Genomic DNA, 16,146 nt, shown 5'->3' with positions numbered 1-16,146 from the left:
TGTGCCATATTTCACATATCGTGGATATGTGGAAGAAGATTTGGAACAGCTGGTACAAAACCCTGGGGGGAGCGCGGAAAATTCCGACCCCGATTCCTCTGACCAGAATGATGCTGCCACCGAGGTTTTACAGTCTGTAGAGGTAGACCCGGTCCAAGAGCGTCTGGCACTATGGGCCGGCGAAGCCTCAGCCTCACCGGGAGCCCAGGGGATACGTGACATCGACTCCCTGGAGAACCTTCTTGATTTAACCGGGGCGCATCCCGCAGGCGTAGCCCAGCTCTATGGCGGCCGGCTGACAAAGTTATCTTCTTTGCTGCGCGATAGCGCTGCCTTGGGCGCCGCCCGAGCGGTGATGAGGAAGCTCGACGCGGAAAAGAAATCTTCAGTGTCCCGCTGTGGGCTGTACCCCACTAATCTGGTGATTGGGGTAGCCAACTGGACTCAACTACCGCCGTTTAAAGAATCTGAACGGGGGACTCGCCCTGAACTGAGTCATTTCAAACTGGAACAATTTAACCTGCCCGTGCTGATGCGTCCGTTGGAACTAGAAGCGGTTGACGGGGACTACACATTGAAAATGGGCGGATCGGTCGTGATGAATCCGGTCTTGGTGAAAGCGTTTAAGGATCGCCATATCGACTGCAATCCCGAAGCCATAATCGCTTCGAGCTTAGAGGATGGCCGATTGAACGTCACCCCGGCTCTCGAAGCGATTCGCCGGGCGGGACAGGACTTCATCCCGGGGTTTGACCTCAAGGAAAACCTGCTTGTTGCCAATCTAGGGGTCTCCAGTGCGGTGCTCAGCTCAGACTGGGACACCATCCTCCCGGTCGCTGGTGAAAATCCGCTGGTCAGAGCCTTTGCGGGAGACAAATCGGCAGCTGCAGAGCTCTTAGAGCCGCTGCCCGAGACCAGTCCGGCGGATCGTGATCCGGATTTGGAACGCGGTATCGGCGACTTGGACGTAAGCCAAGCTCGAGTTGTGGAGCTGATTGCCAGCGGACGTTCCATTTTTGTTGAGGTTCCTCCAGGTGCTCCCGGTTCATCTACTGTACAGGCCATTTTGGCTGATTGCGGAGCTAGCGGGAAACACGTTTGCTACGTACCGGGAGTGCGCCGGATTGGTAAGACGACGGTGGAAGGTTTGCAAAAGGCCGGATTGGGCAGTTTCGTGTTGGACCTGACCGGAGCTAGTGAGTGGCGCAGCGCTCTACGAGACCAATTGCTGAGCGGGGACACCGCGTATCCGCAACCGCCCGTACCGGTTACGGAATTGGGCGATGCACACGAGAGGCTGCGCCAAACTCGAGACAAACTCAGTGCTTATACGCAACGTTTGCACGTGGTGCGTGAACCGTGGGGGGTTTCCGCCTATGCAGCACTGCAGGCTCTCGCAGATTTAACCAGCGCGCAGCCGGGGCCGCGCACAAAAGTCAAACTGGAACTTGCCGATGACGAACACTCCAGCAAAGAAGGACGCGAACGGGCTCGTGAACTGTTGACCCGAGCCCAAGATGCCGGTCTGCTTGAACCAGACTTGCAAGAATCCCCCTGGAAAGGGGTGGTACTGTCCACCGAATCAGATGCCCAGGATGCCATCGAAAAAATTCATGCGCTGGCAGACGGTCGCCTGGGAAGGCTGCATCAGGAATTAGAACGGGTCAGCGAAGAAACCGGGCTGGTCCTCCCCTCGACCCTAAACGCCTGGAAAGAACAGCTGGGAATGCTGACCGGGGTGGCGCAATCTCTGGATATTTTCCAACCCGAAATTTTTGAGCATTCGGCCGCGGACATGGTCATAGCTACAGCCAGCCGCAAATGGCGACAAGAACGCTCCCTACCGATTAAGGGTAAGGATAAGCGCAATCTGGTGAAGCAGGCCAAAGATGCTCTGCGTCCGGGAATCACGCCTCAGGATTTACACGATGAACTGGTGCGCGTCCAAAGTTTTCGTGACCTGTGGCGCCGTCATGCATTGCCAGGCGCCTGGCCCCGCATTCCGCAAGAATTCGAGGCGGTACAGGAGCTTTCGGCGCAAATTTTCGCCGAAGTTGCGGCAGTTGCCCCCATCCTTAGCCAAGTCACCACTCCGGAAGGGACGAAACCAGAGGAAGTGCCGCTGGCCGACCTTTTGAATTTAGTAAAGTCCCTCGATGAAACTACTGACCAGGCCTTACGCCTGCCCCTGCAGGTACAGCTGTTAAAGGAATTGAAAGAGTCCGGGTTGGGTCCGCTTCTCGATGATTTGCGGGCCCGGCGAGTACCCGCTGAGTTAGCTCTGGCAGAGCTGGATTTGGCCTGGTGGTCTGCCATTTTGCTAAAAATTATGCATAGCGACCCGGTCTTGGCCGGTATTGACGGGGCCGCCATGCACGAGTTGGCGGATACCTTACGTTCCCTAGATTTGGCACAAATCGAATCGCTACCTTACCCCGTGGCGCGAGCCATGCATGAGCTAGCGAACCAAGCGCGCCAGGGGCAGGCTCCCGCCACCGCGGCTTTGCAATCTGTGTTAGAGATTGGCGATATGGGGGCGCTGTCCGACTTCCAAAGTTTTGCCCCGCTCATCCGTCAGCGGTGCCCGGTCTGGGCACTTTCGCCCTACCTGCTGGCCCAGATTTATGGAAATTCCACAATTGAAGTCCTGGTGCTGGATCATCTGGATTTTATGAGCTTGTCTCAAGTGATTCCGCTCATTGCGCGAGCCAAGCAGCTGGTAGTACTCGGTGATTCTCGGCGAGGGTGGACTGGATTTACCCAGGTCGCAGCGAAGGTTTTGCCGGTCGTTTCTCTGCGTTCGGATTTGGGTGAGCTTTCCGAGCAGGTTGCGTTGTTCCTGGCCAGTCACGGTTACGGTGAGTCCGTGGCGCCTGTGCCGTCCCCACGTCCGGCTTCTTTGGTGAAACTCCACGTGGTAACCGGTTCAGAGTCTCCTTTGGCGCGGGATGGGTCGCCGGTCATCTCTCGGGTCGAAATTTCCCGCGTGGTGGAGTTGATTTTGGATCACGCCCTGAATCGGGCCTCTCAGTCCCTGGCGGTAGTCTGCTTGAATCCCGGGGCCGTCGCGCGGATTCGTTCCGCCCTGAACGATGCCTTGGCAAAAGTGCCGCAGGCTCAGGATTTCTTCCAGAGCGGGAGGGAACCTTTCGTGGTGGTCGATTCTGCCACGGCTGGCGGGCTGCGCCGTGACGTGGTCATTATGAGTTTGGGTATGTCCAAGACGCCGCACGGACGGGTCCAGTTGAACTTTGGTCCGGTTTCCGGTCCTTCCGGGGTCGCGCACGTGGTTAGCTGTCTGGAAGTCGTGCGCCAAAGGCTCGAAATTGTCAGCGCGTTTAGAGCCAATGAAGTCGATACGTCCAAACTTAGCGAGCCGGGGGCTCGAATGCTGGTGGATTTGCTGGACTCCGCTGACAACCCCGAAGGCATGGAGCGGGCTTTAACTACTCCGGAATCTTTCGAATCGGAGCCGGATCGTCTCCTGGTGGATTTAGCGGAGCGTCTGTGGCGAGCGGGACTGACGGTGGTTCCTCGTTTCGGATTGAAAGACGGTATTCAGATTCCCCTGGCCATCGGATCCGCCGAGCTACCCAGTGAACTGCTGGTGGCGGTGCTGACCGATGACGATACTTACGTGAGAGAACCTTCCTTGCGCAGGCGGGAAAGGCTGTGGCCTGCCCGCCTGGAAGCGGCCGGTTGGACAGTCATTACCTGTTACACCATGGAAGTTTTTGCCAACCCGGCGGCACAGGCGGCAAAAGTTCGTCACGCGGTGGAAACGACTTTGGCTAGCCGAAAAGATGCCCTTTCGGTTCCTCTCATCGCGGCTCCTCAAATTGAAGTTACAGAAGAACCGAATAGTCCAAATCCTGTACTGAATGGTACAGAAATGTCTTCATCGACAGCCACTGCGGTGCAGGAACCTGAGGAAACTCGTGCTGAGGGCTCCGTCAAGACTGCCCCTGAAGGTGAGGCCTTTGCGGAAAGTCCCGTTGCCCCGTACCTTCGCGTAGTCGGCGCAACTCGCAGCCCGCGTCCCCCGGTCGCTAAAGGGTTGCCCCTGGCAGCTTATGGAGATGACCAGTTGGACGAGTTGCTGGAGTGGATTCAATCCGACGGGGTGGCACGCAGCGAGGACCAGCAGGTGCAGGAACTGCGGGAGACCTTAGAGTTATCGCGCCGTGGTGCCCAAGTCGATGCCGTGCTGCGCCACGTGGTACGGCGGCGCAACGCTGCCTTGTGAGGAGAACGATGGAACAGAACAAACCTACTCCACGCGACATTTTTGCCACTCAAAAGGCTCAGCCCGAACCGAGACGGGAACGCCAGCGAATTCGCCGTCACCGTAGGGCCACCTATATCTCCCGGCAAGACGAGGGCAAAGACAACCCCTTTGCCGTTCCCGGCGGCGGAAGCCTCGAGGCGCCTCCGGAAACGCCAGATGAAATTGACGAAACCAACGACAAACGGCTGAAAGCCGACATTCCCCCGCATTTCGGGAAACTGTAAGCAGGGATTTACTATCTCCGAACTACGAAACTCAGGTCGTAGTCTGTTTTGGCGGCGACGACTCGACGAGCTTCGTCCTCGGGAGCCGCCAGGTAAGCGATAGCGGCGGAGTTCCCGGTGCCCAGAAAACTCTCGGAGACGGCCTTTACCCCGACAACCCGTGCATTGGAAGCTAATAGTTCCCCATCCACGCTCCCCCCGGAACACCAAATTTCAACCGGTTGCCCGGTCTTGGAGAACCCTGCTACCGCAGGGTCGCTGACTTCGATGGCGAAGGCGACTTCTCCTGTCCGCAGGTCCTCCACCGCGTTTTCCACCAGCAATGCAGGCTGCAGCACGGTCCCGGAACTCAAGTTCACCGCCGCGGTTTTCCCGATGACACGGTCAGCTTTTTGAAAGTGGTCCTGGGGGACAGCGGAAGGAGCCAGGGTGGAAAGCCTCACGTCCTTTGCGGTAATTTCACAACCCGCACAGATTTCGTGTTTGACCACCACCACGGAGGCTCCAGCTTTCTCAGGTAAAAAGAGCGTCACCACAACGAACACAGCCATGATAGCCAGACCCGCGGCTAGGGGGTAACGCCAATTCCAAAAACGATTCATGCTCATGAGTCCACGCTAGGAAGATGGCGGACAGCGCGCCACTATCGGGGCTATCTACCTGTGGAAAACCCCATTTTTACCACCCTTGTGGAAAACCCTCTGTAATCGAGTAAAACAGCAGGACAAAGGGCCGATGGAAGGGAATTAAGCGGGCAAAATTCCCGACTTTTGAAACTCGGAGCCTTCCAACTTGAAGCAGCAAGAGGGCGTCAATACCCCGGTTACCGGAATATCGTACTGGTCCGTGGGAAGAATCAGTTCCCGCTGCAACTCATGGGCGTAGCACAGCGCATAGATAGGGGTCCGTTTCTGAACATAGGGCAGAGCGCGGTCATACCAACCTCCACCCTGGCCCAAGCGATTTCCTTGTCGATCAACCGCTAGAGCAGGGGTGATGACCAGGTCTACAGCTGCTAAGGCAGAGGAATCGAGAGCGTCCCCACTGGGTTCCATCGGCCGGTTCGGTGAGCGGTTGGCCAAATCATCGCGACCCGCATAAAAAGCCCAATCACGGTTGAGCTTCGAACCCAGCTTTGGCACCAACAGCCGCTTGCCTTGCTGATACAGCGCCTCGATTAAATCCAAGGTTGGAGGCTCTTTCTTAACTGAGACGTAGCAGGCAATTGTGTGAAAGTCTGTCGCGAACTCCAGCACTCGATCTCTAATTTCCTGACCAGCCTGGGAAACTTGGCTATCACTGAGCCGCTCCCGAGCGCTGCGAATGAGTTGCCTTAACTGTTGCTTAGCGTCTTCGGGCTCTTGCCCACGTAAATCCGGTAAGTTTAGCTCCATCTCATGCACCTTAACATTGTGCCTTATTTACGTTTATTTATCTTGTTATTACATCGGGATAGATTAGGCTTGATTCATGAGTTTAGAAGTTAGGTGCTCCGTCATCCCCGCCGCTGGGAAGGGAACCCGGATGTATCCTCTGACGAAATCAGTTCCCAAAGAGTTGTTTCCCTTGGTGGATCGGCCGGTAATCATGACAGTGATTGAGGAAGCCCTCCGCTGTGGAATTGAGCAGTTTCACGTGGTGACCAGCCCTCGAAAGCCAGCTCTGAGAGATTTTTTTGCCAACGCCGACTGCGAGTCGAATCCCCAGGATTTACCCTTGCCCCAGGTTGATTTGGTCATGCAAGAACAGGCTCGAGGATTGGGCCACGCCGTCCTGCAGGCTCGTGATTACGTGGGAGAACAGCCTTTTGTGGTGCAGCTTCCGGATGATTTGTATCACCCGGAAGATCCTCTGTTGCAGACTATGTTGGACGTGCACGCGGTGACCGGAGGGTGCGTGGTGGCGCTGATGGAAGTCAGTGCGGACGAGGCGAAACTTTACAGTTCCGCACGGGTTGAGCCGGTCGAATTGGGTGCAGCAGCAGCGGGGCACGGAGTGTTCAAGCTTGCTGACATTATTGAGAAACCGGAAGCGGATCAGGTCCGTTCGCCTTATGCCTTGATGGGACGCTACGTTTTGGATTCTCGTATTTTTGAGATTTTGGCCCAAACCCCGCCGGGACGCAACAATGAAATCCAGCTTACGGATGCGCTGGCGGCCTTTGCTGAGACTCCGGTTAAGGAAGGCGGCGGCGTCTGGGGGGTTGTTTCGCGCGGACGCCACTTCGATACCGGAAATTTGTCCGGATACCTGCAGGCGCAAATGGAACTTTCCCTGGAAAATCCTGATTTTGGTGCTCATCTTCGAGAATATATGCGGGGCTTAGTCGGTTCGCCTGACGGACCGGGAGTAGCCCCCACTTCCACAGAAAGCGCCGCGGGTCAGGGCGGAAAGGCAGGCGCTTGCTGATGCGTTCTGTCGGGGAACACCTCAATCTGTGCCTGCTGGCCGCCGAGCCTCTGCCGGAACTGGCAGTACCCCTGGAAGATGCTGTGGGTTGTGTATTATCGGCGGATATTATTGCCGAATCCAGCCTACCTGCAACTGACTTGGCTGGTGGGGATGGTTACGCGGTTCGGGCGCAGGACGTGGCTCACGCTCCCACAATCTTGCCCGTCACCGCAGATATTCAAGCGGGTGACACCGTGTGGACTCGATTGGTTCCGGGCAGCGCCATCCGGATTGCCTCAGGGGCTCCGCTGCCACCGGGGGCAGATGCTGTTGTGCCGGTGGAGTCTACAGATATGGGAATTTCCCAAGTCACTATCAATCAGCCGGTTTCTCCGGGATTCGCCACTATGGTCATTCCCAGCGATATTGATGTCCCCAGCGGTACTACGGTACTGCGTGCCGGCCAACGTTTGGATGCGCAGAAAATAGCCTTATTGGCTGCTCTGGGCAGGAGTCGGGTGCGGGTCCATCCCCGAGTTCGGGTCGTGATTTTGAGCATTGGTGATGAACTTGTAGAGCCGGGAGCCCATCGTGAACCGGGTCAGGTTAATGATGCGAATGGTCATTGCTTGGCCGCGGCTGCCGAAGAAGTTGACGCGAAAACTTTTCGGGTTATGGTCACCGATGAGCGCTCGCAGTTGCGTGAGACTATTGAAGACCAGCTGGTGCGTGCCGATGTGATTGTTACCACGGGAGGTTTGTCTTACGGCCCGGCAGACACCGTAAAGGACGTGCTCACGCCTTTAGGCTCGGTACGGTTTGACAATGTGGCCATTGCTCCGGGTCGCCAGTTGGGGGTGGGCAAGCTGGGCGAGGTGCCGATTTATTGTTTACCGGGTAATCCGGTGGCTGCCCAAGTTGCTTTTGAGACCTTTGTGCGTCCGGCTTTGCGAAAGATGGCAGGTTGGTCGAATCTGTACCGTAGTTCCGTGCCGGCCAAAATGTCACGAGGTTGGGTTTCTCCCGCGGAACGTCGTGAGTTCGTCCCCGTGGCTTTGACTGGAAAACCTGGAGACTACCGCGGAGAAGTGTTGGGGTCGCATCCACAGGCCCGCCTGGCGGCTTTGGCCCAGGCCAATGCGTTCGCGGTCGTTCCGGAAGACGTTACGGAAGTCCAGCCGCAGCAAACCTTACACTGCATGGTTTTGGAATGAGCGTTACAAAATGCGTAATTTGCGAGGTGAAACCGTTTATCCGGGGGCGTACCGACGGGTTATTATCCGGGAAGAAAACCTGAAACAACGAGGTTTACAGACAGATTTCGATTGGTTGGAAGTGCGCCAGCTAAAGGGGCGCGACTTCATCGCTATCGAGAAGTTGCGAATGGGCGACCGGGCATGGCTGGCACCTTGGGAAGCTGGAGCACCGCCGGGGTTGGGTCACCCGGTCAGTATTGATGAGTTCGTGAAAGATGCTGCACGCACCGCGCGCTTGGGGCAGGGGATGTATTTCGGAATCGTTGCCGAGGGGCGTCTAGTTGGTCAAATTTCTCTCAGCTCTGTGCATCGTGGTGCTGAGATGAGTGCCGCCCTGGGCTATTGGATTAACTCTCGCTTCGCCGGTCGGGGTCTGACTCCACTGGCTCTTGCTATGGTCATCGATTGGGGCTTTGCCTCTTACGGTCTGCATCGTTTGGAAGTCAATATTCGGCCGGAAAATAGTCCCTCGTTGCGGGTCGTAGAAAAGCTCGGTCTGCGCTATGAAGGATTGCGTCAGCGTTTTCTCTACATTGATGGGGCGTGGCGTGATCATAGTTCTTTCGCGATTACTACGGAAGAATGGCATCCCGGCAGCACGGTGGCCAGGTTAGAGACGGCACGTTAGCGCGGCTAGTTGCCAGTTAAAAATAGTTAGCGAAACGGTGTGAACGGTGTTAGCGGTGTGGCGCCTGTTAACTGTTGAGGTTTTCGTCGCTGGTCAAACTGTGGTATTCCGAGGGGAGTACGGAGTGGCGTGACCCTTTTGTACCGCCCGGTCGTTATTTTGGGTTTGTGGGTATCTCTGCATGGATTCTTTTAGGCCTGACACTGGTGGTCACCGTGGTGCTATTGCCGCAGGTGGCCAAATCGCGACGTCTGATGGGTCAAGCCCGAAATGATGATCGTTTTTCGGACGGGGTGCGCCTTTTGGACTTGGACCAACAGGTTAAACAACCGCACTCCGTCGAGGTAGCTCTGCATAAAAACCAAGGTAAACTCGGACGTGCGGCGACTCGTCCCATTAAAATGGCTCAGGATTTGAGAGCCTACACAGAAGTGAAAGCCGACCGTGCGGCCGCAGCTTCCAATCGTGTTACTTCGGCCCGTCGTCGTGCTGGATTGTTGGGTGGCATGGTGCTAGCTTTGGCGATAGTCAGCGCCCTTGCGGCCACTGGTTTCCTGGCGTGGTGGGTGCTGGTGGCGCCCATATTGGGCATCGCCGCGACTATTTCCTGGGGAACGATAGCGGCAAAGCGCGGTCGCGAGCAGGATCGTCAATTCCAGCAGTCCATTCGAGTTCTCGAAAAGCGTTTGGCGCAAAGCCCCGCGGGGCGCGCGGCCTTGCAGTCCGTCGGGATGCGCGGAGCTAAGCAGTGGGCCAAGGTCGCTGCGGCTTCGCTAGCGGGAGGAAAACCGGCGTCCGGTACGCTGGCTCAAGCGGTCCGGATAGCTAATGAAGCCGCCCCTGCCACGGCGGTGAGCCTGGTCGAAGAAGCGGACTGCCGCACCGATATTGAACGTCCGGTAAAAAATGACACCAATGCTGAAGCTCAGGTTCCGGCAGAAAAGCCAGACCACCGCCGCAGCGAAAATGCCAAATCCGAGACCGCGCCCGGTATTGAAAGCGCTGAGAATCCTGTTGAAACTGTGCAGGAAACCACCACAAAGTGGAATCCCGCTGATTTACCGACCCCGTCCTACACGCTTAAGACTGGTGCAATCCGCCAGGTAGTGGTGGAGCAAGATTTTCGTGCCGATTGGCAATATGCCCCGGTACCCATGCGTCCCCAGACAGCCCAGATTCTGCCTGCCGGTGAGGCTCTGGCCGCAGAAGACGTCAGTGCGGCTCCGGTGGACTTGGAGAGCATCCTGGAGCGGCGTCGCGCCAGCGGAGACTAAAGCGCATTTTCGTTCAATCTCCGGCGCATTTTTGCGGGCCTGTCTAAAGGGCCGGGAAAATTGGAAGTTAGTCCCTCCAACCGCTACAATCTATACGAACCGGGGCATTGGCGCAGTTGGTAGCGCGCAACGTTCGCAATGTTGAGGTCAGGGGTTCGAATCCCCTATGCTCCACGATAGGAATCGGAATCGGACGAAACCGATTCCGATTTTTTGTCGTAAACAACAGTCGAGCACACGGAAATGGCCACAGCACCGCAATCGTCTCATCTCTGGAAGAAGCTGCGGCATCTGTGCAAACAGATTATCGGTTTCGGGATTGTCGGATTATTGGCTTTCTTTATCGACTATGCACTTTTTGCTTTTCTGTACAAAATCGTAGGAATTCATTACCTCATCTCGGCGGTTATCTCTTTTTGTGTGTCTCTGGCCTTTAACTACGCAGCATCCATGCGCTATGTTTTCAGACACAAAAGCGACATGACTCGCCGACGTGAAATCATCCTCTTCTTCGTAGGTGCCGTCATCGGCTTAGGCATCAACGAAATCATGCTCTACGTCGGCGATGTCGTGTTTTGCATCGACCCTCTCATCACAAAAATCCTTGCCACCCTGGTTGTCGCGGTGTGGAATTTTGTGACGCGGAAAATCTTTTTAGACTCGCGTGAATCAGAAAGTTGAGGTATCAATCACGTAGCGGTAGCGCACCTTGGCATCCACGACGTTATCCCAGGCCTCGTTGATTTTGTCCCCGCTGATGATTTCAATCTGGGGAGCGATGTCATGCTCGGCACAAAAATCCAGTACTTCCTGAGTCTTGCCAATGCTACCGATGTTGGAACCGGTGATAACCTTTTGATCATTGACGATATTGCGCATCAAGAATTCTTGCCTGTGCTCGGGCAGCCCGACCACTGCCACCACACCCTCAGGTTTCACGCAAGCAACCAGGTCGTCAAGTTCCACCCCATCGCTCAGCGTGGAAACAACCAGATCAAACTGTCCTGCCATCGACTCCCAGGTGCCCGGCTCAGAAGTTGGGTGAAGTTCTACAGCTCCGAACCGGAGCGCGTCAGCCTCTTTGGCGCGTGTGCGCGAGATGACGTGAGTCTCTGCCCCCAGAGCGGCAGAAATCTGGACCCCCATGTGGCCCAGGCCGCCCATTCCCACGATAGCAACCTTCTTGCCGGGTCCTGCGCCCCAGCGAGTCAGAGGGGAGTACAAGGTGATACCCGCACACATAATCGGAGCGGCTTTGTCCAGGGGGATGGAATCCGGAATGTGGCAAATATAGTCTTGTTCAACGGTGATTCCCTGCGAGTAGCCTCCAGCCGTGGGCAGTCCATCACGGCCCACGCAGTTATAAGTCCAGATGGTGCCCCCGTCGTTGCGACAAAACTGTTCGCTGCCAGCTTGGCAAGTCTCGCAGTGTCCGCAGGAATCCACGAAGCAGCCCACGCCGACGCGATCGCCAACTTTAAACTTTGTAACGTTCGTTCCAATCTTAGTAACAATGCCCGCAATTTCATGGCCCGGCGTAAGCGGATAGATGACTGACCCCCATTCGCCGCGGCCCGTGTGGATATCGGAGTGACAGACCCCGGCATATTTCACTTCGAAATACACCTCGGTAGCGCCGGGCTCACGGCGTTTCAAGATTGTCGGGTGAAATGGCTGATCGGGCCCGTCCATCGCGTAGGCTTTTACTTGCGTCATTGTTCTCCTCCTCGGATTTAGGCGAAGCCGCGGTTTCGCCTAATCGCGAAGCGTCGCCTCGATGTATAGCCGCTTCAGCTTAGTTCAATTTCGTAAGGAGCGCGCGGAGTTAATCCGGGAAGAGCCTGTATTCGTCAGAAAAATAGAATACAAAATTTAGGTATAATTTATTTCTTATCGATTTCTATAGGGTTTTAGCTACGTCCTGTACTACCGAAATGACACCGCTAATCATCAGCTCCACCGCGATGGCGGCGAGCAGCATGCCCGCCAATCGCGTCATCACCGCGACGCCAGAATCGCCTAGGAATCGGATGATAGGCGTAGCAAAATGCATAGCGAGCCACGAGGTGAACATCACAGCGAGGGTTCCACCGGTCACCGCGATAACGGACAGGGGATGCTGTCCGGCGTGTCCCATGGCCACCATCAGAGCTACTATTGCTCCCGGTCCTGCCAACAGGGGAGTACCCAAAGGAACGGCGGCGATATTCAACGAGCCCCCCTCTTCGCCGACAGTTCCCTCCGCACCGGTCAACAGTTGCAGAGCCACAATCAACAGCAGCAGTCCGCCGGAAATCTGTAAAGCTGCGGGACTGATTCCCAACAGGCCGAACAGCTGAAAGCCAAAGAACCCGAATACGAACAGGATGATAATCGCCAACAGGTTAGCCTGCCAAGCGACGGTTTGACGCTGTTTCTTGGGGAGATTTTTGGTTAGAGACATGAACACGGGGAGGTTCCCAAAGGGATCGATGATTACAAACAATGTGGTGAATGTAGAGATAAACAACCCCAGTTCAGTTTTCATGGACTCCACGATACCTGAAATCAGTTTGCCGGGATAATGCCGGAAATCAGCAGCACTGCGATGAGCCCGCCAATGCACAGACGATAGATGATGAAGGAGTTAAAACTGTGCTTCGAGACAAACTTCAGTAACCAGGCGATAGATACGTACCCGATCACAAACGACATGACCAGCCCCAAAATGGTGGGTACCCAACCTACAGTCGCGCCAATAGTGTCGAAGTTGCTCACTCCTTCCAGAGTTCCCGCGGCAACCAACGCCGGAATCCCCAGGAAGAAAGATAAACGAGTCGCCAAAACCCGGTCAAAGCCCAGGAACAGGCCCGCAGAAATCGTGGCTCCGGATCTCGAAACTCCGGGAATGAGCGAGACACATTGCATTAGGCCAATGAGGAGCGCCTGAATAACAGTGGTTTCATTGTCCGTTTTCGTTGCTTGCGGTGAGTCGGGAGCTGGAGTTTTTGTCGCCAAGCGCGCCGCATAGTGGTCGGCAGCGAACAACACTGCTGACCACACCACCAATCCGGCAGCTACGAACCACATGGAACGCAAGCCAGTCTCGATAAAATCCTTAAACAGCAAGCCCACCACGGCAATCGGTACAGACCCAATGATGATGGCCCAACCGAAGCGATAATCGGGATTGCGGCGGGCGGACTTGTGAAACAAACCTGTCACCCAAGCCTTGATGATGCGCCAAATGTCGGTCCAAAAATACAGTACTGCCGCTGCGATGGCGCCGATTTGAATGACCGCTGTAAAAGCAACCATCCCTATGTCATCGATTTGTTTACCCATCAGGTATTCAGTAATCGTGAGGTGTCCTGTCGAAGAGACCGGTAAGTATTCTGTAATGCCCTCGACGATACCGAGGATTAGCGCTTCCCACCATGACATGGGTTTTATCCTATACGTCGCATCGTGAAACCTTGACAAACGGAACCGGAAGCCCGGGGGATTATTGTATCCTGGTTTTGGCTTGACAATCTGGTGTGAGGGGAAATTTTGGAACAAAACAGTAGAACTCTGCGCATTGAGGGCTTGTACAAATCTTTTGAAACGCGGGACGTTTTACGAGGTGTTTCCATGAGCGTGGAGCCTGGTCAAGTCATGGGTTTCGTGGGGGCGAACGGAGCTGGGAAAACCACAACCATGCGCATCGTGATGGGCATCACTGGCGCGAATCGGGGACGGGTAACCTTTGGGGACAGACCTATCGATGCCCCGGTCCGGGCCTCCATTGGATACATGCCGGAGGAACGCGGCCTGTATCCAAAGATGAAAGTTGGCGAGCAGCTGGAATATTTCGCCAGATTGCACGGCCAGAATCGAAGTACCGCACGCCAATCGACGCGCAACTGGGTTGATCGTTTAGGAGTGTCCGAGCGGCTGAAAGATAACGTGGAAAAACTTTCCCTCGGCAACCAGCAGCGCGTGCAGCTAGCGGCGGCGCTGGTTCACAATCCGGTGATGTTGATTCTCGACGAACCGTTTTCGGGCTTGGATCCGCTGGCAGTTGATGTCATGAGTGGGGTGTTGCGGGAGTACGCGGTACAAGGGGTGCCGGTCATTTTCTCGTCGCATCAGCTGTCCCTGGTGGAGTCGCTGTGTACGCACGTATCGATTCTTTCGGGCGGTTCCATAGTTGCCTCGGGTGAGGTTCACAAGCTGCGGCGTGAGGCCGGGACTCCAGTGGTCAGGCTGTGCGGCGACGAAGCTGCCGTGGCGGCGGGGGTGGAGGCCACTCGCAGATTAAACCAGTCGGTACAGTTTATTCCTGGCGGTTTGCTGGTGCCGGTTCTTTCTGACAGCCCTACGGCTCACGCCATACTGCAAGCAGCGGTAGAAGCAGGGGCTGTTACCGAATTCGTCCCCGTGATTCCTTCTCTGGCGGAAATCTTCCGTAACGCCGTGGAGGAAAATGAACCAAAATCCGAGGTAACCGCGACGGTCGGCGCCGAGACTGAGGGCGTGAAAGAGGGGCAGGAATGAAACAAATCATGATTATCGCCGGGCGTGAGTTCTCGGTGCGAATGAAATCCAAATCTGCCATTATCTCTACCATCGTGGTGGTGCTGGTGGTGTTAATTGCAGGGGGATTGGCAAATTTCTTTCACCTCTCCGAGGCAGACACCGAACAAATCGGCGTGACCACCCAAACTCAAAGTTACGCACCGGCCTTTGAACCCGAGACGAATCCCTTTCTGAATACGGCTTCCCCGATGGGGCCGATGTATAAGGTCAAGGGATACGCCGACGATCAGGAATTGGAACAGGCGGTACAAAACAAGGAGATTAGCCTGGGGATTGGCGGCACTGCGGACAAACCGGTGGTGTTCAGCGATGGGCCGGCTTCTCCTACGGTGATGTTGATGATTAACTCCACCGCGCAAAGCGTCATGTTGAGCTCGTATATCGGGAATCTGGGCGGTAGTTTCCAGGAAATCGGTCAGAAAATGCAGCAGGTGCAGGTCGAGGTGAGAGACATCTCAGAGTCCGAGGCTAGCGGGGATGACTTTAACTTCGCTGCTTACCTGGTGGTCATGGTGCTAATTACCTTGCTATTTATTGTCGTCATGGCGTCGGGACAACTGGTGGCTAACGGGGTAGTCGAAGAAAAGTCCTCACGAATAGTGGAAATTTTGGTTTCTACGGTGACTCCTAAGCAGCTCCTCATCGGCAAGATTCTGGGCATCACATTATTGGGAGCTCTGCAAATCGTAATCATGGGCTCAGCCGGACTGGTGGCCTTGTTAATTTCGGGTCTGACCAGCGGAATCCGAATTGACCTGGCCAGTTTCTCCGGCTGGTACCTGGTGTGGTTTATCTTGGGCTTAGCGACCTATATGGTGCTATTCGCCGGGGCGGGAGCGCTGGCATCGCGTCAAGAAGATGTTGGCCAGTCCACGCTTCCGCTCAGTTTGCTGCAGTTGGGCGGGTTCTACGCCGCCATTTTCTCGGTACTCACTCCCGGAAGCGTGTTCATCAAAGTGGTCTCGCTAATTCCGTTCCTTAACTGCTACGCGATGCCGGCACGTCAGCTTGCCTCCTCCACCGTGGAGTGGTGGGAGCCCTGGCTCTCTATGTTGATAAACTTGGCGATTTTGCCGGTTTTGGTATGGCTGGGAGCGCGGCTGTACCGCAGGGGAATCTTGGCCACCGGTGAACGCATAAAACTGAAGGATGCCTTGCGTCGGGAAGCGGTGTCGTAAACAGTTGAAAACTGGGGGAAACCCCGGATGTTTAACTTCGATTTGACACCGTGTAGGAAACCTACTAAGTTATATATCCGTTGCTCTTGCGACTGACTAAGTCGGTAGGGTAGCAAATCGGGCCTGATGGCAAAGCTACGGAATGAACCGCTGAGGGATTTCTGTGCTCTGAAATCGGGTTCCCCGGTGCGAGGGGGACTTCGCGCGAGTGGGTTTGTTGGTTTTGATCTCGATAGCGTTTTGTTTTTTGTTTACGCGTTTTTTGGTGCCCTTTTTTGGGTGCTTTTGTTTGTGTTTTTGCGGTTTTCTGATTTGATGAGGACCGTGTTTGTCAGGTTTTTCTGGCT

General features: G+C 55.5%; 15 protein-coding genes and 1 tRNA gene. 10 read left to right on the top strand and 6 right to left on the bottom strand.

Annotated features, from left to right (window positions below; translation table 11 throughout):
* The first annotated feature begins 28 nt into the window (after nt 1-28).
* Complete coding sequence (locus tag SPI05_RS08150; RefSeq protein ID WP_321077628.1) at nt 29-4,246, top strand: DNA helicase; 4,218 nt, start codon at nt 29-31, stop codon at nt 4,244-4,246.
* Nucleotides 4,247-4,254: 8 nt separating this feature from the next.
* Nucleotides 4,255-4,512, top strand: coding sequence for a hypothetical protein (locus SPI05_RS08145; RefSeq protein WP_321077627.1), 258 nt, complete (start codon nt 4,255-4,257; stop codon nt 4,510-4,512).
* Between the two features lie 11 nt (nt 4,513-4,523).
* Here the strand turns inward: SPI05_RS08145 and SPI05_RS08140 are convergent, their stop codons facing one another.
* Nucleotides 4,524-5,120: an SAF domain-containing protein gene (locus tag SPI05_RS08140; RefSeq protein ID WP_321077626.1), complete on the bottom strand. Its 597-nt coding sequence runs from the start codon at nt 5,118-5,120 to the stop codon at nt 4,524-4,526.
* A 138-nt stretch (nt 5,121-5,258) separates the two neighbouring features.
* Nucleotides 5,259-5,906, bottom strand: a complete 648-nt coding sequence (locus tag SPI05_RS08135; RefSeq protein WP_321077625.1) for a 5-formyltetrahydrofolate cyclo-ligase — start codon at nt 5,904-5,906, stop codon at nt 5,259-5,261.
* 76 nt (nt 5,907-5,982) lie between these two features.
* Here SPI05_RS08135 and SPI05_RS08130 point away from each other — a divergent pair, with 76 nt between their 5' ends.
* The 6 genes from SPI05_RS08130 (at nt 5,983) to SPI05_RS08105 (ending at nt 10,742) form a co-directional block, all read left to right on the top strand.
* Complete coding sequence (locus SPI05_RS08130) at nt 5,983-6,921, top strand: UTP--glucose-1-phosphate uridylyltransferase (protein WP_321077624.1); 939 nt, start codon at nt 5,983-5,985, stop codon at nt 6,919-6,921.
* Entirely contained in the window at nt 6,921-8,117 is a 1,197-nt protein-coding gene (gene glp, locus SPI05_RS08125; RefSeq protein ID WP_282922679.1) for a gephyrin-like molybdotransferase Glp, read from the top strand. The genes SPI05_RS08130 and glp overlap by 1 nt, the downstream gene beginning before the upstream one ends.
* Before the next feature lie 10 nt (nt 8,118-8,127).
* The gene (locus SPI05_RS08120) at nt 8,128-8,787 is read left to right on the top strand and encodes a GNAT family protein (protein ID WP_321077623.1); all 660 of its coding nucleotides are present in this window, start codon (nt 8,128-8,130) and stop codon (nt 8,785-8,787) included.
* A 254-nt stretch (nt 8,788-9,041) separates the two neighbouring features.
* Nucleotides 9,042-10,061, top strand: a complete 1,020-nt coding sequence (locus tag SPI05_RS08115) for a hypothetical protein (RefSeq protein WP_414601986.1) — start codon at nt 9,042-9,044, stop codon at nt 10,059-10,061.
* 101 nt (nt 10,062-10,162) lie between these two features.
* Nucleotides 10,163-10,235: transfer RNA gene (locus SPI05_RS08110), tRNA-Ala, on the top strand.
* A 69-nt stretch (nt 10,236-10,304) separates the two neighbouring features.
* Nucleotides 10,305-10,742 carry a GtrA family protein gene (locus tag SPI05_RS08105; RefSeq protein WP_321077621.1) on the top strand — a complete coding sequence of 146 codons (438 nt, stop codon included), beginning with the start codon at nt 10,305-10,307 and terminating at the stop codon, nt 10,740-10,742.
* Here SPI05_RS08105 and SPI05_RS08100 read toward each other — a convergent pair.
* The 3 genes from SPI05_RS08100 to SPI05_RS08090 form a co-directional block, all read right to left on the bottom strand.
* The gene (locus tag SPI05_RS08100; protein ID WP_321077620.1) at nt 10,731-11,777 is read right to left on the bottom strand and encodes an NAD(P)-dependent alcohol dehydrogenase; all 1,047 of its coding nucleotides are present in this window, start codon (nt 11,775-11,777) and stop codon (nt 10,731-10,733) included. The genes SPI05_RS08105 and SPI05_RS08100 overlap by 12 nt on opposite strands.
* A gap of 184 nt (nt 11,778-11,961) precedes the next feature.
* Entirely contained in the window at nt 11,962-12,588 is a 627-nt protein-coding gene (locus SPI05_RS08095) for a MarC family protein (protein WP_321077619.1), read from the bottom strand.
* A 20-nt stretch (nt 12,589-12,608) separates the two neighbouring features.
* Nucleotides 12,609-13,484, bottom strand: coding sequence for an undecaprenyl-diphosphate phosphatase (locus tag SPI05_RS08090; RefSeq protein WP_321077618.1), 876 nt, complete (start codon nt 13,482-13,484; stop codon nt 12,609-12,611).
* 108 nt (nt 13,485-13,592) lie between these two features.
* On the opposite strand from SPI05_RS08090, the gene SPI05_RS08085 reads away from it, so the two are divergent.
* Nucleotides 13,593-14,579 carry an ABC transporter ATP-binding protein gene (locus SPI05_RS08085; protein WP_414601981.1) on the top strand — a complete coding sequence of 329 codons (987 nt, stop codon included), beginning with the start codon at nt 13,593-13,595 and terminating at the stop codon, nt 14,577-14,579.
* Nucleotides 14,576-15,799, top strand: a complete 1,224-nt coding sequence (locus tag SPI05_RS08080) for an ABC transporter permease (RefSeq protein WP_321077616.1) — start codon at nt 14,576-14,578, stop codon at nt 15,797-15,799. The genes SPI05_RS08085 and SPI05_RS08080 overlap by 4 nt, the downstream gene beginning before the upstream one ends.
* A 135-nt stretch (nt 15,800-15,934) precedes the next feature.
* On the opposite strand, the gene SPI05_RS08075 is transcribed toward SPI05_RS08080, so the two are convergent.
* Nucleotides 15,935-16,146, bottom strand: a 212-nt coding sequence (locus SPI05_RS08075) for a hypothetical protein (protein ID WP_321077615.1), incomplete at its 5' end; no start/stop codon positions are given.

Origin of the sequence: Mobiluncus sp. (assembly GCF_034180645.1) — a bacterium.
GTDB lineage: Bacteria > Actinomycetota > Actinomycetes > Actinomycetales > Actinomycetaceae > Mobiluncus.
The sequence above is the reverse complement of the archived record's forward strand: the minus strand, read 5'-3'. Positions and strand labels throughout refer to the sequence as shown.

Bases quoted from the DNA above. Each gene is read 5' to 3' on its own strand.
- SPI05_RS08080 (WP_321077616.1), top strand. From the start codon at position 14,576: ATGAAACAAATCATGATTATCGCCGGGCGTGAGTTCTCGGTGCGAATG.
- SPI05_RS08120 (WP_321077623.1), top strand. From the start codon at position 8,128: ATGCGTAATTTGCGAGGTGAAACCGTTTATCCGGGGGCGTACCGACGG.
- glp (WP_282922679.1), top strand. From the start codon at position 6,921: ATGCGTTCTGTCGGGGAACACCTCAATCTGTGCCTGCTGGCCGCCGAG.
- SPI05_RS08130 (WP_321077624.1), top strand. From the start codon at position 5,983: ATGAGTTTAGAAGTTAGGTGCTCCGTCATCCCCGCCGCTGGGAAGGGA.
- SPI05_RS08115 (WP_414601986.1), top strand. From the start codon at position 9,042: ATGGGTCAAGCCCGAAATGATGATCGTTTTTCGGACGGGGTGCGCCTT.
- SPI05_RS08100 (WP_321077620.1), bottom strand. From the start codon at position 11,777: ATGACGCAAGTAAAAGCCTACGCGATGGACGGGCCCGATCAGCCATTT.
- SPI05_RS08105 (WP_321077621.1), top strand. From the start codon at position 10,305: ATGGCCACAGCACCGCAATCGTCTCATCTCTGGAAGAAGCTGCGGCAT.
- SPI05_RS08090 (WP_321077618.1), bottom strand. From the start codon at position 13,484: ATGTCATGGTGGGAAGCGCTAATCCTCGGTATCGTCGAGGGCATTACA.
- SPI05_RS08095 (WP_321077619.1), bottom strand. From the start codon at position 12,588: ATGAAAACTGAACTGGGGTTGTTTATCTCTACATTCACCACATTGTTT.
- SPI05_RS08140 (WP_321077626.1), bottom strand. From the start codon at position 5,120: ATGAGCATGAATCGTTTTTGGAATTGGCGTTACCCCCTAGCCGCGGGT.
- SPI05_RS08135 (WP_321077625.1), bottom strand. From the start codon at position 5,906: ATGGAGCTAAACTTACCGGATTTACGTGGGCAAGAGCCCGAAGACGCT.
- SPI05_RS08145 (WP_321077627.1), top strand. From the start codon at position 4,255: ATGGAACAGAACAAACCTACTCCACGCGACATTTTTGCCACTCAAAAG.